Genomic DNA, 25,411 nt, shown 5'->3' with positions numbered 1-25,411 from the left:
CAGAAATCCCCCGCTAAGTAAATACTGCAACTAGCTTAGATGATTAGTTCGATTCCCAGCTGCTGTGCCACACATTAGTGCAATATAAAAGAAGAGAGTGAGGCAAACAACCATCATAGTTGTTCGCTTCATTCCCTTCTTGTATTGTATATAGGTGACACCTGCTTTATTTTATCTGCAAGATTTGATTTTTTAGGAAAATTTCTGAGACATTGGCAAATCTTTTCAGTTTTTTCAGTTCTTCCTTATGGCTGACAAAGGTGATAACCGCTCCTGTTTTTCCCATGCGGCCTGTGCGTCCGGCGCGGTGCGTATAGGACTCTTTGTCACGTGCGAGGTCGAAATTAATAACATACTCTAGATCATCAATATCAATACCGCGTGCAACTAGATCAGTTGCTAAAAGTAAGGACAGTTCGTGCTCTTTAAATTTTTCAAGAATGACCTTGCGGAATTTCACATTAATGTCGCTGGCCAGTGAGACAGCTGGCACATTTCTGTATTGCAGGCGTTCTTCGCTTGCTCCCAAGTCAGACAGACTGTTGAAAAAAATCAGAGCACGAAAATCAGGAATATTGGACAGCTTGCGCAGGAGTTCTGTGCGCTCCCGTTTATTCACAGTGATGTAATAATGAGAAATGCTGTCCAATTGTTGATTGGATAGATCGACCCTAAGGGTGTCTTCTGCCAAAACTCCCTGATTGAGTTTGTTGGTAGCGCTCATGTAAATCATTTGGTGGCTGCGCGGGACACGGTTGACGATCCCTTCAACAAACTGGTACTGGGAATCGTTTAATAGCTCATCAAATTCATCAAGAACGATGGTGTTGACAGCCATCATCTTGATTTTTTTAAGTCTGACCAGCTCGAAGATACGGCCTGGCGTCCCGAGGAGAATTTCAGGTCCTTTTTTCAAACGTTCAATCTGCCGCTTTTGACTGGAACCCGATAAGAAAAGCTGAGCTGTCAGGCCAAGGGGTTGGGCCCATGTTTTAGTAACTTCAAACAGCTGCCCGGCTAATTCGCTGTTGGGTGCTAAAATCAGCAGCTGCTGTGCTTTTTTAGCCTGAAGATTCAACAGACTGGGCCAAAGGTAAGCCAGTGTTTTTCCGGTTCCTGTGGGGCTTATGCCCAGAAAGTTTTGCCCATTTTTGATAGGCTCAAAGGCCTCCTTTTGAATCTGGGTAAAGTCTGTAAAATGGAGCTGCTGGAGTTTATCCTGCCAGCCTGTTGGAAAGTGTGTTTTCATTGTTTGTCCGCCTCAAATACAATTCCTGCGCTCTGGCGCATTTGATAAAGAATCTGGCTGGCAGATTTTGCATCTTCCAGCCAAATCTGATAAAGTCTTTCATCTGGATTTGCCATCATTTGGGCAAAATGATTGACTTCTTCCAGCATCAGGTGCTCTATTTCAGGGAGAGCCAGTTTTTCACGGCTGCCATCGTGTCTTTGGAAAATAGCAGAGCTGATACCTTGAATGTGATTGAGCCGTAAAGTACCTTCTGCCGTGTAGATCTCAGCATATTCTAAGGCGTTATAATTTTTTCCGGCTCTAAGAGAAACATGAAAGTTGGGATAAATCAGATTGCCATTGCCGTTTAAATCAATAGTATTTTCCAGCTGGGTCGCAGTATAGTTGACACTCTTTGGTTTACCAAACAGTTTCAAGGCAGCATAGATAGGGTAAATTCCCAAATCAACAAGAGCACCACCTGAAAATCTGTCTGAAAAGACATTGGGTATCTTGCCATCAAGCAGATCCTTCATTTTTGAAGAATATTTAGCATAAGAAAAATCAGCACCAATGACCGTTTTATGAGCCAGAAAGTCCTTGATAACAGCTAGTGATCCTTCATGGTAATTTCTGGCTGCTTCAAAGAAAAAGCGCTTTGTATCGGCAGCCAGCTGAATAACCTCAGCCAATTCTTCCGGTCTTGAAAAAGCAGGTTTTTCAACGATGACATGTTTTCCGGCTTTTAAGGCCGCTTTTGCATGTTCAAAGTGAAGAGCATTTGGGCTGGCAATATAAAGGACATCAAAATCATGTTTCAAAAAGTCAGCCAAATCTTCATAACAAAAGACATCATGATAGCGGGCAGAAAAGTTTTTAGCCGTTTCCAGCCTGCGTGAATAAACAGCTGTCAGCTGATAATTTTGCGACAGCTCAGCTGCTTCAATAAACTGATGGGAAATAGATCCCGTTCCCATAATACCAAGTTTAAGCATAGGATGCCTCCAGCTCTGTAAATTTTTATTTCATTATAACATGATTTAGTGTAAAATAGATAGGAAGATATTTTTGCCAAGTAAAAGAAAGGAATGAAAAAGGACAAATCTCATTTGCGATGGGCTGATGCAGCTGTCCAATGGCTTAATGCTGTTTGCTGGACTTTTCCAGATTGTACTATTGGAATTGAGCTGTTTTTAGTGTCCTTCTTGTTTATTATGCGAAAAAAACCGATTATTATTGGTGTCACAGGCGGTTCCGGCGGAGGAAAGACCAGCGTTTCACGGGAAATTTTATCTCACTTTCCCAGTGCTAAGATTGCGATGATTGAGCATGATTCTTATTATAAGGATCAGAGCCACCTGACCTTTGAAGAACGTGTGACTACTAATTACGACCACCCTCTGGCTTTTGATACGGACTTGATGATTGAACACATCAAAGAGCTGCAGGCGGGGCGTCCGGTAGATATTCCTATTTACGATTACAGTCTGCACACACGCAGCGCTAAAACCTACCGTCAAGAACCGCAGGATGTCTTTATTGTTGAAGGCATTTTGGTACTAGAAGATGAGCGTCTGCGCAATTTAATGGATATTAAACTTTTCGTAGATACCGATGATGATATTCGCATTATCCGGCGCATCAAACGTGACATGGAAGAGCGCGGCAGAAGTCTTGACAGTATTATTGAGCAGTACACTGAGGTCGTTAAACCCATGTACCATCAGTTCATTGAGCCGACCAAGCGCTATGCTGATATTGTGATTCCGGAAGGTGTGACTAATATCGTAGCCATTGATTTGATCAATACCAAAATTGCCAGCATTCTAAAGGATTCTTATTAAAGCACAGGTTAATCTGTGTTTTTTATTTACCAGCAAATAGGCAAAATGAAAATGATGCTGAAAAAAGAATAAAAAGATAGAAAACGCTTTCTGACAGTGCTGCAATAAATATATTAAAGTGAAGTGGAGTAAGCTATGAAAGTAACGATGAAAGAAGTTGCCGCATTGGCAGGAGTTGGTGTTGAAACTGTTTTACGTGTCTTAACGGACTTAGGGTCAAAGACAGCACTTACCAGAAAGTACAGGCTGCTATCAAAGAACTCAATTATCAGCCAGATGAATATGCCAGAGGGCTGAAAATAAATAGAAGCAACGGTTTATTACCGCAGATTGATGCAGCTGATGGCTTGATTTATGTGACTGTTTGGTTTTTGAAAAAGCAGCTGGAATTCATTGTTTGATTTTTCAGAAAATTACTTAAATGATATTGACAATCTTTTTAAAAAAAGGTATGATAGTAACAAGTTACATCTGAAAGGAAAAAAAGTCAATGTTTACACGAAATGACGCTTTGTTGTTGAGGTGTGAGGGCTAGTGCAAAAGCATTAGTCCTGTTTGGCTTACCAAGCGGGAAGAAAAGACATCTCGCTTGGGTTTCTGAGTGAGATGTTTTTTTACTTTATTTTTCTAATTAGAAGGTGGTATCTTATGCATAAGGTTGAATTTCTTGACACAACACTGCGCGATGGTGAGCAAACGCCCGGCGTTAATTTTTCGATAAAAGAAAAAGTTGCAATCGCTAAGCAGCTGGAAAAATGGGGCATTTCCTCCATTGAAGCAGGCTTTCCGGCAGCCAGTCCCGATTCATTTGAAGCTGTTAAACAAATTGCTGCTGCAATGACAAAGACAGCCGTATCAGGATTGGCACGTTCTGTTAAGTCTGATATTGATGCCTGCTATGAAGCACTCAAAGATGCTAAATTTCCTCAATGCCATGTCTTTATTGCGACCAGTCCTATTCACCGTGAGTTTAAACTCAAGAAATCCAAAGAAGAGATTCTGGCGGCGATTACAGAGCATGTTACCTATGCTTGTTCAAAATTTGATGTGGTTGAATTTTCACCAGAAGACGCTACACGTACTGAGCTTGATTTCTTGCTTCAGGTTGTTCAAACGGCTGTAGATGCCGGTGCTACTTACATTAATATTCCTGATACTGTCGGCTTTACAACACCGGTAGAATTTGGTCATATCTTTAAATACCTGATTGAAAATGTTAAATCCGACCGCAAAATCATCTTCAGTCCTCACTGCCACGATGATCTTGGCATGGCAACAGCAAATACTCTGGCTGCCATTAAAAACGGTGCCGGACGTGTTGAAGGAACAGTCAACGGTATTGGTGAACGTGCTGGTAATGTTGCCCTTGAAGAGGTCGCTGTAGCTCTCAATATTCGTGAGGATTATTATGAGGCTACTTCAGATATTGTTCTCAATGAAACAGTTAATACTTCTGAGCTGGTGTCGCGTTTTTCAGGTATCGCTGTTCCTAAAAATAAAGCAGTTGTCGGCGGTAATGCTTTCTCACACGAATCTGGTATTCATCAGGACGGTGTGCTTAAGAATCCTCTGACTTATGAAATTATCACGCCTGAATTGGTCGGTGTTAAGAAAAATTCGTTACCACTTGGAAAATTATCCGGCCGTCACGCTTTTGTTGAGAAATTAAAAGAATTGGCTCTGGATTTTGAAGAATCTGAAATTGCGGCTCTCTTTGCTAAATTTAAATCCTTGGCGGATAAAAAACATGATATTACTGATGCCGATATCAGAGCTTTAGTTGCAGGTACCTCTGTTGAAAATCCTGAAGGCTTCCATTTCAAAGATTTGAGACTGACTTCAAATGAAGATGATACCATCACAGCGCAGGTTATCATGGTCAATGGAGATGGTGAAGAAGTTGAAATTATTGCCAATGGTAAGGGATCTGTAGAAGCTATCTTCAATGCTATTGATAAATTCTTTAATCAAACGGTTAAGCTGGACAGCTACAATATCGAGGCTGTTACAGATGGTATCGATGCTCAGGCGCGTGTACTTGTTTCCGTTGAAAATGTTGATACGGATACTATCTTCAATGCTTCTGGTCTTGATTTTGATGTTCTAAAAGCCAGTGCTATTGCCTATATTAATGCTAATACTTTTGTCCAAAAGGAAAACGCCGGTGAAATTGGGCATAAAGTTTCAGAACGTGATTACCCAAGCAACGACTAGGAGAGAAGAATGAAAAAAATTGTAACACTGGCAGGAGACGGGATTGGGCCGGAAATCATGGCAGCTGGCCTAGAGGTCTTAGCAGCAGTTGCTGCTAAGACTGGTTTTGCTTACGAAACTCAGGCAAAGGCTTTCGGCGGAGCAGGTATTGATGCTAGCGGCCATCCGCTGCCTAAGGACACTTTGGATGCGGCCAAATCTGCGGATGCTATTTTGTTGGCTGCTATTGGCAGTCCTCAGTATGACAGTGCACCTGTTCGTCCTGAACAGGGTCTCTTGGCTATTCGCAAGGAACTCAATCTTTTTGCCAATATTCGGCCTGTGCGTATCTTTGATGCTCTTAAGCATTTATCACCCTTAAAACCAGAACGTATTGAAGGCGTAGACTTTGTTGTTGTTCGTGAATTGACTGGTGGTATCTATTTTGGAGAACATACTTTGAATGACGATTCGGCCCGTGATATCAATGATTATTCTGCTGATGAGATTCGCCGTATCATGCGCAAGGCTTTTGAGATTGCGCGTGGACGCAGTAAAAAAGTAACCAGCATTGATAAGCAAAATGTCTTGGCAACCTCAAAACTCTGGCGTAAAGTAGCAGACGAAGTGGCCAAAGAATATCCAGATGTCGCTTTGGAACACCAATTGGTGGACAGCGCAGCTATGATTATGATTACCAACCCAGCACGTTTTGATGTGGTTGTAACGGAAAATCTTTTCGGTGATATTTTATCTGATGAGTCTTCTGTTCTGCCTGGTACTCTTGGCGTTATGCCATCTGCCAGCCATTCTGAAAATGGGCCGAGCCTTTATGAACCAATTCACGGTTCTGCACCAGATATTGCTGGACAAGGTATTGCCAATCCAATATCAATGATTTTGTCAGTTGCCATGATGCTGCGTGAGTCTTTTGGTGAAAATGCTAGCGCTGAAATGATTGAAATGGCAGTTGATAAGACTTTGACGCAAGGCATTCTAACGCGTGACTTAGGTGGTTCAGCTGATACAAAACAGATGACGGTAGCTATTATTGCTAATCTATGAGAGAGCAGATTTATTTTTGGCTTGTACTGATTATTTGGAATATAGGGGTCTTCTGCCTTTATGGTCTTGACAAAGGGAAAGCGGTAAAAAAGCAATGGCGGATTTCTGAAAGAAATCTTTTACTTCTTAGTCTTTGTTTGGGCGGTTTAGGTGCTGCTTTGGGCGGGATCCTCTTTCACCATAAAACCAGAAAATGGTATTTTCATCTGGTTTGGTATCTAGGCATTTTTATTGATTGCTTTGTGATTTATTTAGTTTGGAGAATGTAATATGAGTGGCAAATCAATTTTTGATAAGCTTTGGGAACGCCATGTGGTAACTGGTAAGGAAGGCGAACCTCAGCTTATGTATGTGGATCAGCACTATATCCATGAAGTTACCAGTCCCCAGGCTTTTCAGGGGCTGCGGGATGCAGGCAGAAAAGTCCGCCGTCCCGATCTTACCTTTGGCACCTTTGATCATAATGTGCCGACGGTTAACATCTATGACATTCGTGACCTTATCTCTAAGGCGCAGATGGATGCTCTTGCCAGAAATGTTGTTGAATTTGAGATTCCTCATGCTGACCACGGTTCTGAACATCAAGGAATTGTGCACATGGTTGGACCTGAAACGGGCCGAACACAGCCAGGAAAATTTATTGTCTGCGGGGACAGCCATACGGCCACCCACGGCGCTTTTGGAGCTATCGGTTTTGGAATCGGTACAACAGAAGTAGAGCATGTTTTTGCAACACAGACAATTTGGCAGGTGAAACCTAAAAAATTATTAGTCAAATTCACTGGCCAGCCGCAAAAAGGAGTCTACTCTAAAGACTATATTTTGGCTTTGATCGCCAAGTATGGCGTTGCTGTTGGGGTCGGTCATGTTGTCGAATATGTGGGTGAAGCTGTTGATGCGCTGAGCATGGAAGAACGCATGACTATTTGCAATATGTCCATTGAATTTGGCTCTAAAATGGGGATTATGAATCCCGATCAGAAGACTTTTGACTATCTTAAAGGCAGAGAGTGTGCTCCTAAGGATTTTGAAGCAGCGGTAGCAGATTGGAAAACCTTAGTTTCAGATAGGGATGCCCAGTATGACAAGGTCATTGAAATGGATGTTTCCGAGCTAGCCCCTATGGTTACTTGGGGAACCAATCCATCAATGGGAGTTGAGTTTGGTCAAGCCTTTCCTGAAATCAAGGATATGAATGATGAGCGTGCTTATCAGTATATGGATATGCAACCGGGGCAGACAGCCGAGGATATTGAGCTGGGCTATGTCTTTTTAGGTTCTTGTACAAATGCCAGACTCAGTGATCTAAAAGAAGCTGCTAAGTACGTAGCTGGTAAACATATTTCCCCTCATCTGACAGCTATTGTTGTTCCGGGAAGCCGTCCTGTAAAAAGAGCTGCTGAAAAGCTAGGCTTAGATAAGATCTTTATGGAAGCTGGTTTTGAGTGGCGGGATCCAGGCTGCTCCATGTGTTTGGGGATGAATCCTGACAAGGTGCCTGAAGGTATGCACTGCGCCTCAACCAGCAACCGCAATTTTGAAGATAGGCAGGGAGTTGGTGCTAAAACCCATCTTTGCAGTCCTGCTATGGCAGCGGCAGCTGCGATTGCAGGCCGCTTTGTGGATGTTCGTCACTTACCGGAGGCACAAGTTTAATTATGGAAAAATTTACAATCTATAGTGGGACAACGGTTCCCTTAATGAATGACAATATTGATACTGATCAAATTTTACCCAAGCAGTTTTTGAAATTAATTGACAAAAAAGGTTTTGGCAAGTACCTTATGTACGAATGGCGGTATCTGGATCATAATTACACAGAGAATCCAGACTTTGTTTTTAATAGGCCGGAATATCGTAAGGCCAGTATTTTAATCACTGGGGATAATTTTGGCGCAGGTTCTTCGCGCGAGCATGCAGCCTGGGCCTTGGCAGACTATGGTTTTAAGGTTATCATAGCAGGTTCTTTTGGCGATATCCACTACAATAATGATCTAAACAACGGTATCCTGCCTATTGTTCAGCCGCGGGAAGTTCGTGACCAATTAGCCGGGCTGGCACCGACAGATGAGGTGAGAGTTGATCTCTATGAGCAAAAAATCTTTTCTCCAGTGGGAGAATTCACTTTTGACATTGATGGTGAATGGAAGCACAAGCTTTTAAACGGTTTGGATGATATCGGTATTACGCTTCAGTATGAAGACCTTATTACTGAATACGAGAAAAACCGTCCCGCTTATTGGCAGTAAACTGTTTCATAAAGTTTAGAAAGTTCTGAAAAATCAATAAATAACATTGCTTTTAGAGATTAAGCATGATAAAATAAAAAAGTATTATTAATTTAGATGGAGAAAACTAATGACTAAACATATCCATTGGGATGGCAATCTTTCGCAAGAAGGATTTGAAATTGTTAAGGGCGAAGGCGGCGTTATCGTCTGTCCAACCAAGGTTGGCTACATTATCATGACCTCAGATAAAAAGGGTCTTGAGCGTAAATTTGAAGCTAAAAAGCGCAATCGCAACAAACCAGGAGTTGTTTTGTGCGGCAGCATGGATGAGCTGCGAGTTCTTGCTCAATTGACGCCTGAAATTGATGCCTTTTACCAAAAACATTGGGATGAAGACATTCTTCTTGGCTGTATCCTGCCGTGGAAGCCAGAAGCTTACGAAAAATTGCAAGCTTACGGTGATGGGCGCGAAGAGTTGATGACAGACGTTCGCGGAACATCTTGCTTTGTTATTAAATTCGGCGTAGCTGGCGAACAAATTGCCAAAGAAATGTGGGAAAAGGAAGGCCGTATGGTCTATGCTTCCTCAGCTAACCCATCAGGTAAAGGAAATCGCGGTAAAGTTGAAGGTATCGGTGAGCGTATCGAGTCAATGGTTGACCTTGTTATCGAAGCCGATGATTATGTGGCATCTATCCAACCGGATAAAACCGTGGAAACGCGCTATGAACAAGGTGTTATGGTCTCAATGGTTGATGTTGATGGTAAGCTAATTCCTGAACAAGGAGCTGGCAGCCGCTCAGTAGAGCCTTGCCCTGTTGTTATCCGTAAGGGACTTGATATTGATAAAATCATGATGCATTTATCAGACACATTTAACTCATGGAATTACCGCCAAGGTGAGTACTATTAAGCTGAAAAAATCACTCGAAAGGGTGATTTTTTATGATAGCAGCAGCTAGTTGGTTTAGGGTAAAAGAATTTTTCTGGACGAGCGGTATCTGTTTATCAAGTTAATATATGGCTGTTAGGTCTTTGAAAAACCAGATACCTTTAGCACTGAAGCTGAACAGACAGATAAGGAAAAGACTGCAAAAACAGAGGGCATAAAAGATCTCCATAAATCTATGATAAGTCAAAAGGTTTTGAAAACGAATTTTGTAAAATTATTGTATTTTCAAGCTGTATCCATTGAATTATCAGAAAAGAGAGGCTATAATAGGTTTGTATTTAAACATATCCATTTAGGGAGGGACATGAAAATGAAAAAATTTTTTGCTGAATTAACTGGAACGTTTATTCTTGTTTTCGTCGGAACAGGGACAGTTGTTTTTGGTAATGGTGTAGGAAGCGGAGGAGTTGGCCACCTTGGCATTGCCCTTGCCTTTGGTTTATCCATTGTAGCAGCAGCCTATTCGATCGGAGCGGTTTCAGGCGCTCACCTCAATCCGGCCGTGTCTATCGCTATGTTTGTCAACAAACGTATGGATGCTAAAGAACTAATCAACTACATCGTAGCACAAGTCGTTGGAGCCATTGTTGCCTCAGCAGCTGTTTTCTTTCTGATGACGAATTCAGGTATGTCTCTTGATAAGGTTGGACTTGGACAAAACGCCTTGGCAAATGGTGTCACACCTTTGGGAGGTTTTCTCTTTGAAACAATCGCAACCTTTATCTTTGTTTTAGTGATTGTAACAGTGACATCTGAAAGCAAGGGGAACGGAAAAATCGCGGGTATTGTCATTGGTTTGACTTTGACTTTGATGATCCTTGTTGGTCTTAATATTACTGGACTTTCAGTTAACCCAGCTCGCAGCTTAGCGCCTGCTCTTTTTGTCGGCGGTGAAGCGCTCAGCCAAGTATGGATTTTCATCTGTGCACCGATTGTTGGCGGCATTCTTGCAGCTATCGTTGGAGATAAGCTTATTGGCACAGAAGAATAAAATATTATTCTGCAGCTAATAAATTCGATGAGGCAGGGACTGTGAAAGTACAGTCTTTGTCTGTTTCCTTTTGGCTGCACCAACTGTTTACCTTGAAAATTGACTCTTTGTCAACTATGGTGGGTGGACTTATCTTAATATTTAAAGAGAGGGACAAACTCCTCTCTTTTTAGTTTTATTCTCAAAACATTGTATGATTTGAAACAATAGGAATTTTAAATCCCTAAAAAAGCGATAAAGACTTATGACCATTCGCCATAAAAGTCTTTATCGCTTTTTAAGTTTGATTAGAATAAATTTAAAATTTCTTGGATATGAAGTAAAAGTAAGCTGGAATAGTTTTTATCAGAGCGAATGTCATTAAGATTCGCTTTAAGATCAGTCAGGTTATCTGTAATAATACCATTAACTCCCATCAAAACCATTCCTGTCACGGCTGCTTCATCATTAACAGTCCAAGCGTAGATCTTCTTCTGATTAATAAGTAATTTAGTCATAAAATTTTGATCCAAAGAGGAATATTCCATGGTATAACCATTGGCCTTGGTTCTGGGGAAGATAGTATTGTAAGGCAGAATGAAGTAAGCAACAAGAGATTTATCGTACTTTTTAACATTATCAATGACACGATAATCTAAAGAATGGATTTGATGTTTATGGCTTTTGATTTGTTTAGCATATTTGTTGAGGAAGCGGGTCATCATATTTTTTGAATCACGAGAGGATGTTTTAATTTCAATGAGTAACTTTTGCCCCAATTGATTTGCTCTAGCAAAATAAGCATCAAAGCTGGTCATTTTTGTGGCATGACCATTTTCAGAGACAGTCATTTGGGTGAGTTGTTTGAGTGTGAAATCATGAGTTTCCCCGTCAAGACCAGTCAAGTTAGAAAGATTTGCATCGTGCATCATGACAAATTGTTTATCTGCTGTTTCTTGAATATCTATCTCAATAAAATCAGGTTTTAACCTAGTTGTTTTTTCCAAAGATTGTAATGTATTTTGGACACCATTGTTATTGTTAACACCGCGATGTGAAATGCTGAGTGGCAAACTTTGAAAAGGATGGTTTAAATAAGCAAAACCATTGATAGCAAAAATCAAGGAAGAAACAAACAAAATGCTTAATTGGAAACGTTGGCGCAGCCATTTATTATCGTTGGGTAAATGTTTATCTGTCAGTAAGGAAACAAATTTAACTAAAAAGAATGCAATGCTTATATAATAAGCAAATGTAATGAAAACAAAGTTTATAGTAGCAAAAATTAAAGAAAATTTATCTGGCAGTTCATCTGCTAGCAGCTGAATGCCATAAGCTAAAAATGCCAATAAAAGAAAAATAAGGACAGCTTGGATAATTATCAAGAATAAGCGAAATAGAGAAATTAGGGTCTTTTTTTGAGTTTGCTGCCAACTGAATTGAACAGCTTGTTTTACAGACCAATGTTCAAAATAAATTTTGGGTAAAGCATACATTAAACGACTAGCCAGCAGAAAAAAGACAGCTGTCAGAATCAAAACAAAACCAGCTAGTAGATATTGTTTGTTTAGATAATCCCAAATAAACTGAGGAATTAAAAATTTATTGAGATAGTAAATATTTAGGATACGCTTGAGAAAGGGAAGAAGAATGGAGGCATAAATAAGCAGAAAAAAAGTTTTTCCAATACTAATATGCCTAACGATAGATAAAAATTCCTGCCAAGTGGTTTTGATGAACTGTCTCAATGTTTTGGGATGTTGGGTTAATAATTGATGAACACCTGAAAAAAGAAAACCAATTTGTAAATAGGAGATCATAATATTGAGGATGAAAAGCAAGATAAAAGTAAGTGTTACCCACCAGTGGCGTGTGAAAATAGGGACGATATTGTTAGGTGAGATATAAAGATACCCTGTCAAGGCTAACAGTTTTTCAGAAATCCAAGAATTAATGGGGATCCAGACATATTCTATTGCCACAAAAAGGCTAAAGAACAAGAATAATATTTTATCTAAGTTATAGTAGAGTTTTTGAAATTCCAATTTTAAGTGAGTCACTGGTATCTCCTTAGGATGTGATAATTTATTTTAACATAATCCTTTGTAAAATTATTAAGAGTAGAGTCTTTTAAAATTTATAAATTAATATTTTAAAAGAAGTATTTTATTTGTACAAACAAAATAGAAGCTATCAAAGAGTCCGGGGATTTGTTCTTTCGTTGTTAAAACAGAAGGATTTACTGATAAGGATGATTTTCTGCTATAATGAGTGTGTAAGTTTTAAAAAGAGGAGGCAGAAAAGTATGACAAAACCATTGTCAGATATGACTTTGGAAGAACTCTGGCACTTGTTTCCAATCTTTCTTGTGCCGCCTAAGGAAGAATGGAAGGAGTGGTATCAAGAAGAAAAGCAGGCTCTCTTGCGGCTGTTTTCCAAGGGGGAAATCAGCAGCATTTCGCATATCGGCAGCACAGCTATTCCCGATATCTGGGCTAAAAATATTGTGGACATCCTCTTGGAAGTTCCCAAAACAGCAGATGTCCAATCTGTCAAAAAGCAGTTGCTAGATGCTGGCTATCTACTGATGTCTGAAGATGGAAATCAAATGTCCTTTAATAAGGGCTATACAGAAGCTGGTTTTGCCAAGAAAGTTTTTCATCTTCACTTACGTTATCAGGGTAATAATGATGAACTTTATTTTAGAGATTATTTAAAAGAACATCCGGAAGTTGCCAAAGACTATGAAGGGTTGAAACTTGCCTTATGGAAAGCGTACGAGCATAACCGTGATGCTTATACAGATGCTAAGACGGATTTCATTAAGAAATACACGCAACAAGCTAAGAAAGACTATAAGGGGAGGTATTGATGATAAGAGTCCTTGCTGTTTTTGTCGTTTTAGCAGTATCCTTTTACATCTTGCTCAAGTATCTCGTCAGCCAATCGAAACACCCATCAGGATTCATTGGCAGGAGCATGATGAAAATTTGGAATAAGGCCTACTTACCGATGGCACAGTGGGCTTTGTCTGTGCTTCCTCAAAAATCTTATGGGCATATCTTGGATATTGGGGTCGGCAATGGGGCATCAACAGCCTACCTTCACCAACTTTTTCCCCAGAGTCAGATCAAGGGCATAGACATTTCTGCGGAGGCTATTTCCCAAGCCCAGCAAGGTTATCAGCTAGAAGGAGTGACTTTTGATGTCATGGACGTCAGTCAGCTGTCTTATCCTGATGGCCGTTTTGAGCTTGTCTGCGCCTTTCAGACGCATTTTCATTGGCCGGATTTACAGCAGGCTCTATCTGAAATCAAGCGCGTGCTGGCAGATGATGGGCGGTTCATCATTGCTTGCGAGCAAAGTAAAGTGACTTATTATTTACCCGATTTGAAAGACAATAAAGAGTTTGCTAACTATTTGGATAAAATGGGCTTGCGCTTGCTAGATTGTCAAAAGCAGGCAGCTTGGCTTTGTTATGTGATTGCAAAACAGTAGGTGCTAACTTAAACATTTTCTGTTAGAAGATAAAGATCTGTTCTTTGTTTTTAACCTTTTAAATTACTTGTTCATTTTTCGGAAGTCATTCACTTTGGTTTAGGGTATAATAATAAAAATTGATGAATGAGGAGACTGTAATGATAGAAAATGAACAGCTAAAAGAGCGTTATTATCAAGCTTTGCTGGAACGAGATGAGCAGTTTGACGGGATTTTCTTTGCGGCCATTAAGTCAACGGGGATTTTTTGTCATGCGACCTGCCGGGCCAGAAAGCCTAAGTTTGAAAACTGTGATTTTTACGAAAAGGCAGAAGAAGCGCTTTTGGCTGGTTATCGGCCATGCAAAATCTGTCAGCCCCTGTCATATCCGCATCAGCTTCCTGAAGAAGTCAGAATGCTCATAACAGCTGTAGAAGCTAATCCTGAGAAGCGGTGGAGAGAAGAAGATTTCAAGAGGTTAGGTCTTCATTCGGCAACTGCTAGGCGACAATTCAAAGAAGTCTACGATATAACCTTTGTTCAGTACGCGCGTGCCCGTCGGATGGGCCTGGCTTTTAAGAATATCAAGGACGGACAGACAGTCATTGATCAGCAGCTGGCTATGGGTTATCAATCCTCTAGCGGTTTCAATGACGCCTTTAGCCGTATTATGGGAAATCCAGTCAAAAAAACGACTATTAAAGTGCTGACGGCTGCTTTTATCGCGACACCAATTGGACGAATGCTGGCTCTGGCGGATGAGGAGTATCTCTATCTTTTGGAATTTGAAAATCGACGAGGACTGGAAAGAGAAATAGAGCGGCTGCGCAGCAGACTGAATGCAAGAATTATCCATGGAACCAATACTCTTTTACAGCAATTGGAGAAAGAGCTAGCTGCCTATTTCTCTGGAACCTTTGCAGGTTTTACCATTCCTCTGTATTTGAGTGGATCAGCCTTTCAGCAAGCAGTTTGGAAACTGCTTCAGAAAATTCCACTTGGAAAAACGGTCACCTATAAAGATTTGGCTCTAAAGCTAGGTGATAACAACAAGGTCAGAGCTGTCGGCAATGCTAACGGAGCTAATCAGATTGCTATTTTGATACCTTGCCACCGTGTTATTGCCAGTGACGGCAGTTTGGGCGGTTATGGCGGCGGAAAAGAGCGCAAAAAATATCTGTTGGAGCTAGAGAAAAAAATTAAAAAAACATGACTGGGAGACAATTCATGAAAACATTATTCTTATGTTCTTATTTTGCAAAAGTGCAGCCTCTATTTGAGAAATTCGCAGAACAATATGAGTTGGAAAAGAAAGTCCTTTTCATTCCCACAGCTGGAGATGTCGAAGAGTACAGGGACTATATTGATGAAGGCAGAGATATTCTTGCAGATTTGCAATTTGATGTTGTTCCTCTGGATATAGCAGCAGCGACAGAGACGGTGGTGCGGGAAAAGCTAGCACAAGCGTCCTGTCTCTACATTTCAGGCGGCAATACCTTCTATCTTTTGCAGGAATTAAAAAGAAAAAATTTGCTGCCTCTGATTCGTAAACGAATTAATCAGGGGATGGTTTATATTGGTGAATCAGCTGGTGCTATTATTGCTTCAAAAGATATTTTCTACAGTCATATCATGGATGATAAGAGTCTAGCATCAGATCTGACAGATTATGCTGCCTTAGGTCTAGTTGATTTTTCTGTTTTGCCGCATTGGGGTGAATCTCCTTTTGAAGAAATCACCGAGCAGACAGTAGCTGTCTATGAAGGACAGCTCAAGCTGCTTAAATTAACTAACCAACAGGCTGTTTTAGTAAACGATGATAACTATACAGTAGAAAACAGTCAATAGCGGACTTGGATATTTTACCATGCTTTTTAACAGAAGCAGATTTGTTTAGTAAACTTTCCTTGCTTGAAGAAGCAGGGATTTTCTTTTATCATACATTTTGAGAGCTTTTTTGTTATAATGGAAACTATGAACGAGCAAGAAAAAATCGCAAATTACAAACTTATGCTGGCCCAGGCAAAAGCACTTTTTGCTGATGAGCGTAATGCACTTGCCAATCTGGCTAATGCCAGTGCTCTTTTGAAGACGGCTCTGCCTCGCTCTGTTTTTGCAGGTTTTTATCTGTTTGATGGCCGTGAATTGATCTTGGGTCCTTTTCAGGGGGTGGTGTCTTGTGTGCATATTGCTCTTGGCAAAGGGGTCTGCGGTGAATCCGCTCAGAAGCGTCAAACGCTGATTGTGGAGGATGTGACCAAGCATGCCAACTACATTTCCTGCGATTCTGCGGCTAAGTCAGAAATCGTGGTGCCTATGGTTGTAGACGGCCAGCTAGTGGGAGTTCTGGATTTGGACTCTTCGGAGCTTGCAGATTACGATGCCATTGATCAAACTTATTTGGAACGATTTGTGGCACTTTTGCTTGAAAAAACGGATTGGAATTTTGACATGTTTGGAGTAAAAAACTGATGTATCAAGCCCTTTATCGAAAATACAGAAGCCAGACTTTTGATGAAATGGTTGGGCAAGAAGTTGTTGCGACCACGTTAAAACAGGCCGTTGCCTCAGGAAAAATCAGTCACGCCTACCTGTTTTCAGGACCTAGAGGAACAGGGAAAACCAGTGCGGCTAAGATTTTTGCCAAGGCTATGAACTGTCCCAATCAAAAAGATGGAGAACCATGCAATCATTGTGATATTTGTCAGGATATTACCAACGGCAGTCTTGAAGATGTGATTGAAATTGATGCGGCCTCTAACAACGGTGTTGATGAAATCCGGGAAATCCGTGACAAGTCAACCTATGCTCCCAGCCGTGCGACTTATAAGGTTTATATCATTGATGAAGTTCATATGCTGTCTGCCGGTGCCTTCAATGCTCTGTTAAAAACGCTTGAAGAACCGACGGGAAATGTCGTTTTTATTCTGGCAACTACAGAACTGCATAAGATTCCAGCCACCATTTTATCCCGTGTACAGCGTTTTGAATTTAAAACAATCAAAACCAAAGCTATTCAGGAGCATCTAGCAGAGATTCTTCAAAAAGAAGAGGTTAGCTTTGATGAAGAAGCACTCAGCTTGATTGCTAAACGTGCTGAAGGTGGAATGCGGGATGCACTTTCTATTTTGGATCAAGCTCTCAGCCTGACTGCTGACCAGCATGTATCGCTGGAAATAGCTGAGGAAATTACCGGCAGCATCAGTCTGAGTGCTCTGGATCATTATGTGGCAGATCTTTTGAACCATGATACCAGTCAGGCTTTGAATGATCTGGAGATTATTTTTGACAGCGGCAAGAGTATGAGCCGTTTTGCGACAGATTTGCTTAATTATCTCCGAGATATTTTAGTCGTTCAGTCAGGCGGTGAAAATATGCATCAAGGAAAGGTCTTTCAGGATAATTTATCTCTGTCGCAGGATGCTGTTTTCCGAATGATTGATTTCGTGACTAAGAGCCTGCCGGAAATAAAAAACGGAACACAGCCTAAAATCTATGCGGAAATGATGACCATTCGCCTGAGTGAAGAGGAAAAAGAAGCGCAGACACAGGAACTTCCAGCCAATATTGCTCAGGAAATTGACGGATTAAAAGCAGAAGTTAAAGAGTTAAAACAGGCGCTTCAGTCTGTTAAAAAAGCAGATTCTGCCAAGGAACCCCAGCTACAAAAGACCAAGACCTTCCGCTACAAGGTGGATAAGGAAAAGGTTATGACCATTATGCAGGAAACAGTGGTAGACAGTCAGAAGTCCCGCCAATATCTGGATGCTCTTAAAAGCTCCTGGAATGTGATCTTAGACAATATTTCAGTGCAAGACCGTGCTCTTTTGCTGGGGTCTGAACCTGTCCTTGCTAACAGTGAAAATGCGATTTTAGCTTTTGATGCCGCTTTTAATGCCGAGCAGGTCATGAAACGTTCCAATTTAAATGATATATTTGGCAATATCATGAGCCAGGAGTTCGGTTTTTCCCCTAAGATAATGGCTGTTCCGCGGGCTGATTTCAATGCTATCCGCAGTGAATTTGCTCAGAGCATCAAAGTAAGTAAGACTAATCAAGAAAAGACTGAAAAAGAAGTTGATTTTATTCCAGAAGGTTTTGACTTCTTAGCGGATAAGATTAGTCTTGAAGAAGAGTAAGAAAAAAAGAAAATTCTGACATGAATTTTCTTTTTTTGATACAATAATAGTATGTTAAAACAAGATTTTGCGATCATGCTGATTACAACCGTGATTGAAACGATTTTTTTGAACAATGCTGTTTTAGACGGCCAGTATTTTTGGGCTGGCTTTTGGGGACTTTTGCTCTTTCGCAGTTTGCGCAAGACTTACGTTATCACCAAATTTACCAAAGCTATGTTGTCAGCTACCAAGAAGAAAGACTGATTTCACCGCTGTTGAGGACTTTTTCCTGACCGTCTTCCAATTGGACGATGAGCTGTCCTGTATCGCTAATATCTGTCGCAATTCCCTTATAAGTTATATCGTTTTCAACAAAGGTCACTTGTCTGTCTAAGACGAGTGATTTTTCTTTGTAAACTTTAATCAGATCTTCTTTAGGGATATTAAAGAAAATATTCCAGATTTCAGAGATGAGCTGGTTGCGCGTGATTGTTGGCTTTTCAGAAAAAATGCTAGCTGCCTTGCTCTGCAATTCTTCAGGAAAATCAGTGACATGAAAATTAATGCCCATACCGATGATAACATCGGTAATCAGACCTGTCTCAATAGATGAGACAGCCTCAGTCAAAATACCAGCCACCTTTTTACCATCTAAGTAAATATCATTGACCCACTTGATGTCGGTTTCAATCCCTGTCAAGCGAGAAATAGCCTTAACCACGCTGGTAGCAGCCATCAGCGTGTAAGAAGGCAGCTGCTTAAAAGGTAACTCTGGATGCAGATGCAAGGACATGTAAATGCCGCCAGCCTCAGGAGCAAAAAACTGCCGGCTAAAGCGCCCTCTGGCAGCTTTTTGGCTGGGAGCCAAATAAAGAGCAGGACTTGGATCTCCCTTTTCAATCCCTGCCTTAGCATCCAACTGTGTCGAAGAACTCTTCTCATTGAAAAAGATCTTGAGTCCAGTTGCCTTTTCAATTTCATCCGGTAAAAATAAATCACCCGAAAGCAGCCGATAACCACGATTCTTAACAGATTCGATGACAAGTCCTTTACCCTCTAAAGTCTGAATAGCCTTCCATACAGCTGTTCGAGAAATACTGAGTTCTTTTCCCAAAACCTCTCCCGTCACAAAATTATCTGTCTGTGCCAACACCTGATAAATTTTCTCATAAGTTTTCATAAGCCAACCTCAACCACAAATGAATTTCTTACTGATATTGTAGCATAAATAGACATTTGTGGGGGCGGACAGCGCCATCTTTTGCTGTAATTACAGGAGGTAAGAAGTTTTAAAAGAAGGGTGTTGGTGTTATCATATAGCTATTTTCTATGACTGGCTGTTTGTGATTTTTCACTGTATTATTTCCCTAGACCTGCCTCTTTAATAGGGCAGGATAATTTTGTCTTGCTCTTGTTTTTATCCACCTTTTTCTTTCTTAAGTGCTATAATGAAGATAAGAAAACGCTTTTGCTAAACTATAAAAGGAGGAAAGAAAATGGTTCATCAACTGACAGACACAGTCACTTTTAGACATGGTGCTGCTGTGCATAATCGTATTGTTTTGCCGCCGATGCTGACCTTTTCCGGAAGAGAAGGGGGCTTTGCTTCTGAAGATACTTTAAACTATTACAAAGCGCGTTCACAGGCCGGAGGGCTCTTGATTACTGAGTATCACTATGTCAGTGAAACCGGCGGACCTTGCACACCAGCAGGAGTTCCAGAGCAATTAGGTATTTATGATGATGATCATTTTGACTCTATCAAATCCATTGCTCAAGCATTGAAAAAAGATGGAAATAAAGCTATTTTACAGATTCATCACGGCGGCCGTGAAGCTATGGGCAGAGCAGCCAAAGGTAAGGAAGTTTTAGCGCCCTCTGCTCTTGATTTTTCATTCTTATCCTATCCTGTTCGGGAAATGACAGGTGAGGAAATTGAAGCTATTATTAAAGATTTTGGGCGTGCTGCCAAGCGTGCTATTGATGCTGGTTTTGATGGTGTAGAAATTCATGGTGCTAACCACTATGGTATTCAGCAATTCTTTTCAGCATTTTCAAATCACAGGACAGACCAATGGGGCGGTTCTCTTGAAAAACGGATGGCCTTTCCTCTGGCGGTCGTTCGAGAGGTCAAACGGGTGGTTGCCGAGTATGCACCCGATGATTTTATTGTTGGCTATCGCATCAGTCCTGAGGAAATTCATGGCGATACTGTTGGTTATACCTACAAGGAAGCCTTAGCTTTGATTAAGGAGGTTATCAAAAATGAACTGGATTATATTCACCTTTCTCTTTGGAATGGCTATGCTTCTAAACCGCAAGGAGCCGATCGCTCTTTTGCAGAATACTTCAAGGAAATTTTGGACGATAAGACAAAATTAATCATTGTTGGCGGTGTTTTTTCTGAAGAAGCCGCTCAAGATGCAATAGAGCACTATACAGATTTAATTGCAGTAGGGCGCGGTACCATTGTTGATCCTCAGTTTGGTAAAAAGATTGATGAAGGTAAGGGAAATACAATCGTACATGAAATTTCGCCAGAACAGTTAGCCAAGGCTCATTGGACACCTGGTTTATTGCAGGCTTTTACTTCAGAAGGTTCATTTGGTCTGCCGCCTATTCCGGGAAGTGATTCTATTAAGCATCTCAATCAAGGAAACTCAACAGGCTTTAATGGTTTTTCAAATGCTAATTAATTGTGACACTTTAAGGTTTGTGAAAGAAAAGTTTAAGGATAAATTAAGAAATTATTCTTATACTATAGTCATCCTAGCAATAGGAATCCTAAAACTTTTCTTTTTCATAAATCTCCTAAAGTCTCTGGTCTTGTATGGATCGGAGGCTTTTTTATTTCGCTTAAAGTTTGACTCTTCTGGCATAAAGCTGATTTGTGCCTTGTATGTGCCGGATTAAAGCTCTCTATTAGTAAAAGTTATAACCTAGTCATTAGAAAAAATATAACTTTTTTATGATTAATTATGGTACAATGGTAAAGTTAATGAGTCCCGAAAAGGTGGCTTTTGTGCTTGAATTCTGTTGTTTGCTGCGGACAGTCTTAAGTCCATCAACAACATCATCTAAACATAAGCACAAAAAAGTATCTTTATAAATGGGGATGACTTAGAAAGTTTTTAACTTTTTGCCGGTTCTTTGTAACTTTTTAACGCGCTAAGTTTTAGGGCAAGTCAGCTTGCTCATAAAACTACGGAAAATTCTATGGGATTTTTCCTAAGCGGCTTATTAGCCCCAAGCCAAAAATAAAATCGAATTTTAGCTTGTGGTATCGTAACTCGTTAGGATCAACAGACATAGGTTTTCTTGCGATATCATTAAGAGAAATGGAAAAAATCTTTTTTATTTCTCTGTAAAAGTAATGGAATCAAGAAGATAGTCGTTTTGTTTTTACAATTAAATTATCAACAAGATTCATTGCACTTATTTTTATTAAAAGGGGGACATTTTATGTCAGAACGTAAACTGTTTACGTCTGAATCGGTATCGGAGGGGCATCCCGATAAGATTGCCGATCAGATTTCAGACGCTATTTTAGATGCGATTTTAGCACAGGATCCCGATGCCCATGTGGCCGCTGAAACGGTTGTTTATACAGGATCTGTGCATGTTTTTGGTGAAATTTCGACCAAAGCCTATGTGGACATTAATCGTATAGTACGTGATACTATTGCTGAGATTGGTTATACAGATACCGATTACGGTTTCTCAGCAGAAACAGTTGGGGTGCATCCGTCATTGGTAGAGCAGTCTCCGGATATTGCTCAGGGAGTCAATGAAGCGCTGGAAGTTCGCGGTCATAATGAGCAAGATGCTCTGGATTTGATTGGTGCTGGTGACCAAGGGCTTATGTTTGGTTTTGCTGTTGATGAAACACCGGAACTCATGCCCTTACCGATTTCACTTTCTCATAAATTGGTGAAAAAATTGGCTGATTTGCGTAAATCTGGGGAGATTGCCTATCTTCGTCCAGATGCGAAATCACAAGTAACCGTTGAATATGATGAAAATGATAAACCCGTTCGTGTTGATACTGTTGTCATTTCAACGCAGCATGATCCCGAAGCCAGCAATGAAGAGATTCATCAGGATGTTATAGAAAAAGTCATTAAGGCGGTTATTCCAGAAAAATATTTAGATGACAGGACTAAATATTTGATTAATCCGACTGGGCGCTTTGTTATCGGCGGCCCTCAAGGGGATTCTGGTTTGACAGGCCGTAAGATTATCGTCGATACTTATGGCGGCTATGCCCGTCATGGCGGCGGTGCTTTCTCTGGTAAAGACGCGACAAAGGTTGACCGTTCGGCTTCCTATGCAGCGCGCTATATCGCTAAAAATATTGTTGCAGCTGGTTTAGCTAAGAAAGCAGAAGTTCAGCTGGCTTACGCCATTGGTGTTGCCCAGCCTGTTTCCATTCGTGTTGATACTTTTGGAACATCTACTGTCGCAGAAAGTAAACTTGAGCAGGCAGTGCGTCAGATTTTTGATTTGCGTCCGGCAGGGATTATCAAAATGCTTGACCTTAAACGGCCTATTTACCGTCAGACAGCTGCATATGGGCATGTTGGCCGTAGGGATATTGACCTTCCATGGGAAAAACTTGATAAAACTGAAGCTTTGAAAGAAGCTGTTCAGGTCTAGATTAAAAGTGGATCAGTCCACTTTTTTTGTACTTTAACTGCTAGAGATTAGAATGTTACAGCTAAGTTGGATTGAAATGTTATCTGATATGTGATAAAATAATTTGGTTAGGATTCTATATTAAGAAAGTTTTGTTTGTATGAGAAAAATTGTCATTAATGGTGGAAAATCCCTAAAGGGGGAAGTTGCTGTCTCAGGTGCTAAAAATAGTGTTGTCGCCCTGATTCCAGCCATTATTTTAGCAGATGATATTGTAACGCTGGATGGGGTACCGTCTATCAGTGACGTGGACAGTCTTATTGATATTATGACTTTGATGGGAGCCAGCGTTGAGCGAGAGGAGGACAGTCTTAAGATTGACCCTCGCGGTGTGAAAGATATTCCCATGCCTTATGGTAAAATCAATAGTTTGAGAGCCTCATATTATTTCTACAGCAGTCTGCTGGGACGCTTCGGTCAAGCGGTTGTCGGTCTTCCGGGTGGCTGTGACTTAGGTCCTCGTCCTATTGATTTACATTTGAAAGCCTTTGAGGCCATGGGAGCAACCGTTTCCTATGAAGGCGAAGCTATGCGTTTATCAACTGAAGGCAAGCCCCTTAAAGGTGCCCATATTTATATGGATACTGTCAGTGTCGGTGCAACGATCAATACCATGATTGCTGCCAGTAAGGCGCAAGGCCGTACTGTGATTGAAAATGCTGCGCGGGAACCAGAAATCATTGATATTGCGACCCTTTTAAACAATATGGGAGCTCGTATCCGCGGTGCAGGTACTGATATTATTACGATTGAAGGTGTTGAAAAACTGCACGGGACACGCCATCAGGTCATTCCTGACCGCATTGAAGCAGGGACTTACATTGCTATGGCAGCTGCTATCGGTGAGGGTGTTAAAATCACTAATGTTCTTTATGAACATTTAGAGAGTTTCATTTCAAAATTAGAAGAAATGGGCGTGCGCATGACTATCGAAGAAGACAGTATTTTTGTGGAAAAGCAAGGAGGACTAAAAGCTGTGTCGCTTAAAACGTCTCCCTACCCTGGTTTTGCAACGGATTTGCAGCAGCCTATCACTCCTTTGCTCTTAACCGCTGAGGGGCGTGGCAATATCCGCGATACCATCTACGAAAAGCGTGTTAACCATGTGGCTGAATTGGCACGAATGGGGGCGAAGATTTCTGTTTTAGGCGGTCAAATTGTTTATGAAGGCCCAAATGAATTGACAGGTGCTCCTGTTAAGGCAACTGACTTACGTGCAGGCGCAGCACTTGTTACAGCGGGACTGATGGCAAAAGGTCAAACAGTCATTACCAACATTGAATTTATTCTCCGAGGTTATTCTGATATCATTCAAAAATTAAGAAATCTCGGAGCAGACATTCGAATTGTTGAAGAATAAAGGTCTTAAAGGGCCTTATTTTTATAGGCTTGTATGCTATATTTAGACAAAAAAAGCATATCTAACTAAATTAAAGGAAAATTTAGTGATATGCTTTTTTGTATAGAATAAGAAAACAGTTCTTTTTAACTTATTGGATATGTTGTTCAGTTTTCAAGTCAAAGAAATGTCCTTTAGCAACGTTAAAGGTTAATTTAACGTGTTCACCAGGATTATGAGAGTCTCTGGCATTCACACGGGCAGTAAACTCAGTATTAGCTAATTTAACATAGAGGATTGTTTCATTACCTAGTAGTTCTGACACTAAAACTTCAGCTGTCACATCAGCATTTGGGAAAGTATCATGAACAATCTGTTCACTTGAAATGTCCTCTGGACGGATTCCAAAAATAACTTTTTTGCCTAGGTAACCTTGTTTTTCAAGAATTTTTTCTTGTCCCTGAGGTAGGGCAAGGCTAAGACCATCTTGATTAACTAAGCGCCCTTTTTCAACAGTCACTTCAAAGAAGTTCATAGCAGGGCTTCCTATAAAACCAGCTACAAATTTATTAGCAGGTTCATTGTAGAGTTCTTGAGGTGTTCCAATTTGTTCAATACGGCCGATAGAACCAGTCTTATCTGGATTTGGAGTGGCACTCATGATAACGATACGATCTGCTAAGGTCATGGCTTCTGTTTGATCATGGGTAACATAGATCGTTGTGGCTCCGATGCGCTGATGAATTTTTGCAATTTCTGCCCGCATGGAAACACGGAGCTTAGCGTCTAAGTTTGACAGTGGTTCATCCATCAAGAATACCTTAGCATCTCGAACAATGGCGCGTCCCATGGCCACCCGCTGGCGCTGACCTCCAGAAAGATCAGCTGGTTTTCTTTCAAGGAATTCTGTCAGTCCAAGAATTTCAGCAGCTTCCCGCACACGCTTGTCAATTTCATCTTTTTTATATTTGCGAAGTTTTAAACCAAAAGCCATATTGTCGTAAACGCTCATATGTGGATAAAGAGCATAGTTTTGAAAAACCATGGCAATATCGCGGTCTTTTGGCGCTTCATCATTCATTAGCTTATCATCAATATAGAAGTTACCTTCGGTGATATCTTCTAGACCGGCAATCATACGAAGTGTAGTTGATTTACCGCAGCCTGAAGGTCCAACAAAAACGATAAATTCTTTATCTTTAATGTCAAGATTAAAATCTTCGACAGAATAGTGAGTACTATTGGGGTATTTTTTGTAAATCTTATCAAGTTTTAAAGTTGTCATAATATAC

23 protein-coding genes and 1 pseudogene are annotated in these 25,411 nt (G+C 40.7%); 19 read left to right on the top strand and 5 right to left on the bottom strand.

Features of this window, described 5'->3' with window-relative positions; all coding sequences use genetic code 11:
- Positions 1-166: 166 nt before the first annotated feature.
- A complete protein-coding gene (locus SRA_RS06780) occupies positions 167-1,249 on the bottom strand; it encodes a DEAD/DEAH box helicase (RefSeq protein WP_003089100.1) in 1,083 nt (360 codons plus the stop codon).
- Positions 1,246-2,226: a Gfo/Idh/MocA family protein gene (locus SRA_RS06775; RefSeq protein ID WP_003089099.1), complete on the bottom strand. Its 981-nt coding sequence runs from the start codon at positions 2,224-2,226 to the stop codon at positions 1,246-1,248. Before SRA_RS06775 ends, SRA_RS06780 begins: the two co-directional genes overlap by 4 nt.
- A 219-nt stretch (positions 2,227-2,445) precedes the next feature.
- On the opposite strand from SRA_RS06775, the gene udk reads away from it, so the two are divergent.
- The 9 genes and pseudogenes from udk (at position 2,446) to SRA_RS06735 (ending at position 10,507) form a co-directional block, all read left to right on the top strand.
- On the top strand, positions 2,446-3,075 hold the full coding sequence (gene udk / locus SRA_RS06770; protein ID WP_003089098.1) for a uridine kinase: 630 nt from the start codon (positions 2,446-2,448) through the stop codon (positions 3,073-3,075).
- Between the two features lie 135 nt (positions 3,076-3,210).
- Positions 3,211-3,443, top strand: a pseudogene (locus tag SRA_RS10360) (LacI family DNA-binding transcriptional regulator); the annotation flags it as partial.
- A gap of 280 nt (positions 3,444-3,723) precedes the next feature.
- On the top strand, positions 3,724-5,289 hold the full coding sequence (locus SRA_RS06765; protein WP_003089093.1) for a 2-isopropylmalate synthase: 1,566 nt from the start codon (positions 3,724-3,726) through the stop codon (positions 5,287-5,289).
- A gap of 9 nt (positions 5,290-5,298) precedes the next feature.
- Entirely contained in the window at positions 5,299-6,333 is a 1,035-nt protein-coding gene (leuB, locus tag SRA_RS06760) for a 3-isopropylmalate dehydrogenase (RefSeq protein WP_003089092.1), read from the top strand.
- Positions 6,330-6,602 carry a DUF1294 domain-containing protein gene (locus SRA_RS06755; RefSeq protein ID WP_003089090.1) on the top strand — a complete coding sequence of 91 codons (273 nt, stop codon included), beginning with the start codon at positions 6,330-6,332 and terminating at the stop codon, positions 6,600-6,602. The genes leuB and SRA_RS06755 overlap by 4 nt, the downstream gene beginning before the upstream one ends.
- Before the next feature lies 1 nt (position 6,603).
- Positions 6,604-7,989, top strand: coding sequence for a 3-isopropylmalate dehydratase large subunit (gene leuC / locus SRA_RS06750; RefSeq protein ID WP_003089088.1), 1,386 nt, complete (start codon positions 6,604-6,606; stop codon positions 7,987-7,989).
- 2 nt (positions 7,990-7,991) lie between these two features.
- Entirely contained in the window at positions 7,992-8,582 is a 591-nt protein-coding gene (gene leuD, locus SRA_RS06745) for a 3-isopropylmalate dehydratase small subunit (protein ID WP_003089086.1), read from the top strand.
- Between the two features lie 109 nt (positions 8,583-8,691).
- The gene (locus SRA_RS06740; protein WP_003089084.1) at positions 8,692-9,477 is read left to right on the top strand and encodes an L-threonylcarbamoyladenylate synthase; all 786 of its coding nucleotides are present in this window, start codon (positions 8,692-8,694) and stop codon (positions 9,475-9,477) included.
- 349 nt (positions 9,478-9,826) lie between these two features.
- Positions 9,827-10,507, top strand: a complete 681-nt coding sequence (locus SRA_RS06735) for an MIP/aquaporin family protein (RefSeq protein ID WP_003089082.1) — start codon at positions 9,827-9,829, stop codon at positions 10,505-10,507.
- A gap of 287 nt (positions 10,508-10,794) precedes the next feature.
- On the opposite strand, the gene SRA_RS06730 is transcribed toward SRA_RS06735, so the two are convergent.
- Complete coding sequence (locus SRA_RS06730) at positions 10,795-12,531, bottom strand: glycerophosphoryl diester phosphodiesterase membrane domain-containing protein (protein WP_404827189.1); 1,737 nt, start codon at positions 12,529-12,531, stop codon at positions 10,795-10,797.
- A 260-nt stretch (positions 12,532-12,791) separates the two neighbouring features.
- On the opposite strand from SRA_RS06730, the gene SRA_RS06725 reads away from it, so the two are divergent.
- The 7 genes from SRA_RS06725 (at position 12,792) to SRA_RS06695 (ending at position 18,349) form a co-directional block, all read left to right on the top strand.
- The gene (locus SRA_RS06725) at positions 12,792-13,358 is read left to right on the top strand and encodes a GrpB family protein (protein WP_003089072.1); all 567 of its coding nucleotides are present in this window, start codon (positions 12,792-12,794) and stop codon (positions 13,356-13,358) included.
- Complete coding sequence (locus tag SRA_RS06720) at positions 13,358-13,984, top strand: class I SAM-dependent methyltransferase (protein WP_003089071.1); 627 nt, start codon at positions 13,358-13,360, stop codon at positions 13,982-13,984. Before SRA_RS06725 ends, SRA_RS06720 begins: the two co-directional genes overlap by 1 nt.
- Before the next feature lie 140 nt (positions 13,985-14,124).
- Positions 14,125-15,177 (top strand): bifunctional transcriptional activator/DNA repair enzyme AdaA, encoded by a 1,053-nt coding sequence (locus tag SRA_RS06715; RefSeq protein ID WP_003089070.1) that lies wholly within the window; start codon positions 14,125-14,127, stop codon positions 15,175-15,177.
- A 14-nt stretch (positions 15,178-15,191) separates the two neighbouring features.
- A complete protein-coding gene (locus tag SRA_RS06710) occupies positions 15,192-15,812 on the top strand; it encodes a Type 1 glutamine amidotransferase-like domain-containing protein (protein WP_003089069.1) in 621 nt (206 codons plus the stop codon).
- 126 nt (positions 15,813-15,938) lie between these two features.
- A complete protein-coding gene (locus SRA_RS06705) occupies positions 15,939-16,436 on the top strand; it encodes a GAF domain-containing protein (RefSeq protein ID WP_003090722.1) in 498 nt (165 codons plus the stop codon).
- Positions 16,436-18,103 carry a DNA polymerase III subunit gamma/tau gene (gene dnaX, locus SRA_RS06700; RefSeq protein WP_003089057.1) on the top strand — a complete coding sequence of 556 codons (1,668 nt, stop codon included), beginning with the start codon at positions 16,436-16,438 and terminating at the stop codon, positions 18,101-18,103. Before SRA_RS06705 ends, dnaX begins: the two co-directional genes overlap by 1 nt.
- A gap of 51 nt (positions 18,104-18,154) precedes the next feature.
- On the top strand, positions 18,155-18,349 hold the full coding sequence (locus tag SRA_RS06695; protein ID WP_003089053.1) for a DUF3272 family protein: 195 nt from the start codon (positions 18,155-18,157) through the stop codon (positions 18,347-18,349).
- Here SRA_RS06695 and birA read toward each other — a convergent pair.
- Complete coding sequence (gene birA / locus SRA_RS06690) at positions 18,330-19,265, bottom strand: bifunctional biotin--[acetyl-CoA-carboxylase] ligase/biotin operon repressor BirA (protein WP_003089045.1); 936 nt, start codon at positions 19,263-19,265, stop codon at positions 18,330-18,332. The two genes, SRA_RS06695 and birA, sit on opposite strands and share 20 nt — an antisense overlap.
- Before the next feature lie 316 nt (positions 19,266-19,581).
- Here birA and SRA_RS06685 point away from each other — a divergent pair, with 316 nt between their 5' ends.
- The 3 genes from SRA_RS06685 to murA all read left to right on the top strand — a co-directional run bounded on the left by SRA_RS06685 (position 19,582) and on the right by murA (position 24,140).
- Positions 19,582-20,781 (top strand): NADH-dependent flavin oxidoreductase, encoded by a 1,200-nt coding sequence (locus tag SRA_RS06685; protein ID WP_003089044.1) that lies wholly within the window; start codon positions 19,582-19,584, stop codon positions 20,779-20,781.
- 766 nt (positions 20,782-21,547) lie between these two features.
- Positions 21,548-22,741, top strand: a complete 1,194-nt coding sequence (gene metK / locus SRA_RS06675) for a methionine adenosyltransferase (protein ID WP_003089039.1) — start codon at positions 21,548-21,550, stop codon at positions 22,739-22,741.
- A gap of 139 nt (positions 22,742-22,880) precedes the next feature.
- Positions 22,881-24,140 carry a UDP-N-acetylglucosamine 1-carboxyvinyltransferase gene (gene murA / locus SRA_RS06670; RefSeq protein WP_003089037.1) on the top strand — a complete coding sequence of 420 codons (1,260 nt, stop codon included), beginning with the start codon at positions 22,881-22,883 and terminating at the stop codon, positions 24,138-24,140.
- Between the two features lie 130 nt (positions 24,141-24,270).
- Here murA and SRA_RS06665 read toward each other — a convergent pair whose 3' ends face one another.
- Positions 24,271-25,404 (bottom strand): ABC transporter ATP-binding protein, encoded by a 1,134-nt coding sequence (locus SRA_RS06665; protein ID WP_003089036.1) that lies wholly within the window; start codon positions 25,402-25,404, stop codon positions 24,271-24,273.
- Positions 25,405-25,411 lie beyond the last annotated feature (7 nt).

It is taken from the genome of Streptococcus ratti FA-1 = DSM 20564 (assembly GCF_000286075.1).
GTDB lineage: Bacteria > Bacillota > Bacilli > Lactobacillales > Streptococcaceae > Streptococcus > Streptococcus ratti.
This window is presented reverse-complemented; position numbering and strand designations above follow the sequence as displayed.

Excerpts from the sequence above, each read along its gene's own strand:
- SRA_RS06780 (WP_003089100.1), bottom strand. The coding sequence starts at position 1,249 with ATGAAAACACACTTTCCAACAGGCTGGCAGGATAAACTCCAGCAGCTC.
- SRA_RS06775 (WP_003089099.1), bottom strand. The coding sequence starts at position 2,226 with ATGCTTAAACTTGGTATTATGGGAACGGGATCTATTTCCCATCAGTTT.
- udk (WP_003089098.1), top strand. The coding sequence starts at position 2,446 with ATGCGAAAAAAACCGATTATTATTGGTGTCACAGGCGGTTCCGGCGGA.
- SRA_RS06765 (WP_003089093.1), top strand. The coding sequence starts at position 3,724 with ATGCATAAGGTTGAATTTCTTGACACAACACTGCGCGATGGTGAGCAA.
- leuB (WP_003089092.1), top strand. The coding sequence starts at position 5,299 with ATGAAAAAAATTGTAACACTGGCAGGAGACGGGATTGGGCCGGAAATC.
- SRA_RS06755 (WP_003089090.1), top strand. The coding sequence starts at position 6,330 with ATGAGAGAGCAGATTTATTTTTGGCTTGTACTGATTATTTGGAATATA.
- leuC (WP_003089088.1), top strand. The coding sequence starts at position 6,604 with ATGAGTGGCAAATCAATTTTTGATAAGCTTTGGGAACGCCATGTGGTA.
- leuD (WP_003089086.1), top strand. The coding sequence starts at position 7,992 with ATGGAAAAATTTACAATCTATAGTGGGACAACGGTTCCCTTAATGAAT.
- SRA_RS06740 (WP_003089084.1), top strand. The coding sequence starts at position 8,692 with ATGACTAAACATATCCATTGGGATGGCAATCTTTCGCAAGAAGGATTT.
- SRA_RS06735 (WP_003089082.1), top strand. The coding sequence starts at position 9,827 with ATGAAAAAATTTTTTGCTGAATTAACTGGAACGTTTATTCTTGTTTTC.
- SRA_RS06725 (WP_003089072.1), top strand. The coding sequence starts at position 12,792 with ATGACAAAACCATTGTCAGATATGACTTTGGAAGAACTCTGGCACTTG.
- SRA_RS06720 (WP_003089071.1), top strand. The coding sequence starts at position 13,358 with ATGATAAGAGTCCTTGCTGTTTTTGTCGTTTTAGCAGTATCCTTTTAC.
- SRA_RS06715 (WP_003089070.1), top strand. The coding sequence starts at position 14,125 with ATGATAGAAAATGAACAGCTAAAAGAGCGTTATTATCAAGCTTTGCTG.
- SRA_RS06710 (WP_003089069.1), top strand. The coding sequence starts at position 15,192 with ATGAAAACATTATTCTTATGTTCTTATTTTGCAAAAGTGCAGCCTCTA.
- SRA_RS06705 (WP_003090722.1), top strand. The coding sequence starts at position 15,939 with ATGAACGAGCAAGAAAAAATCGCAAATTACAAACTTATGCTGGCCCAG.
- dnaX (WP_003089057.1), top strand. The coding sequence starts at position 16,436 with ATGTATCAAGCCCTTTATCGAAAATACAGAAGCCAGACTTTTGATGAA.
- SRA_RS06695 (WP_003089053.1), top strand. The coding sequence starts at position 18,155 with ATGTTAAAACAAGATTTTGCGATCATGCTGATTACAACCGTGATTGAA.
- birA (WP_003089045.1), bottom strand. The coding sequence starts at position 19,265 with ATGAAAACTTATGAGAAAATTTATCAGGTGTTGGCACAGACAGATAAT.
- SRA_RS06685 (WP_003089044.1), top strand. The coding sequence starts at position 19,582 with ATGGTTCATCAACTGACAGACACAGTCACTTTTAGACATGGTGCTGCT.
- metK (WP_003089039.1), top strand. The coding sequence starts at position 21,548 with ATGTCAGAACGTAAACTGTTTACGTCTGAATCGGTATCGGAGGGGCAT.
- murA (WP_003089037.1), top strand. The coding sequence starts at position 22,881 with ATGAGAAAAATTGTCATTAATGGTGGAAAATCCCTAAAGGGGGAAGTT.
- SRA_RS06665 (WP_003089036.1), bottom strand. The coding sequence starts at position 25,404 with ATGACAACTTTAAAACTTGATAAGATTTACAAAAAATACCCCAATAGT.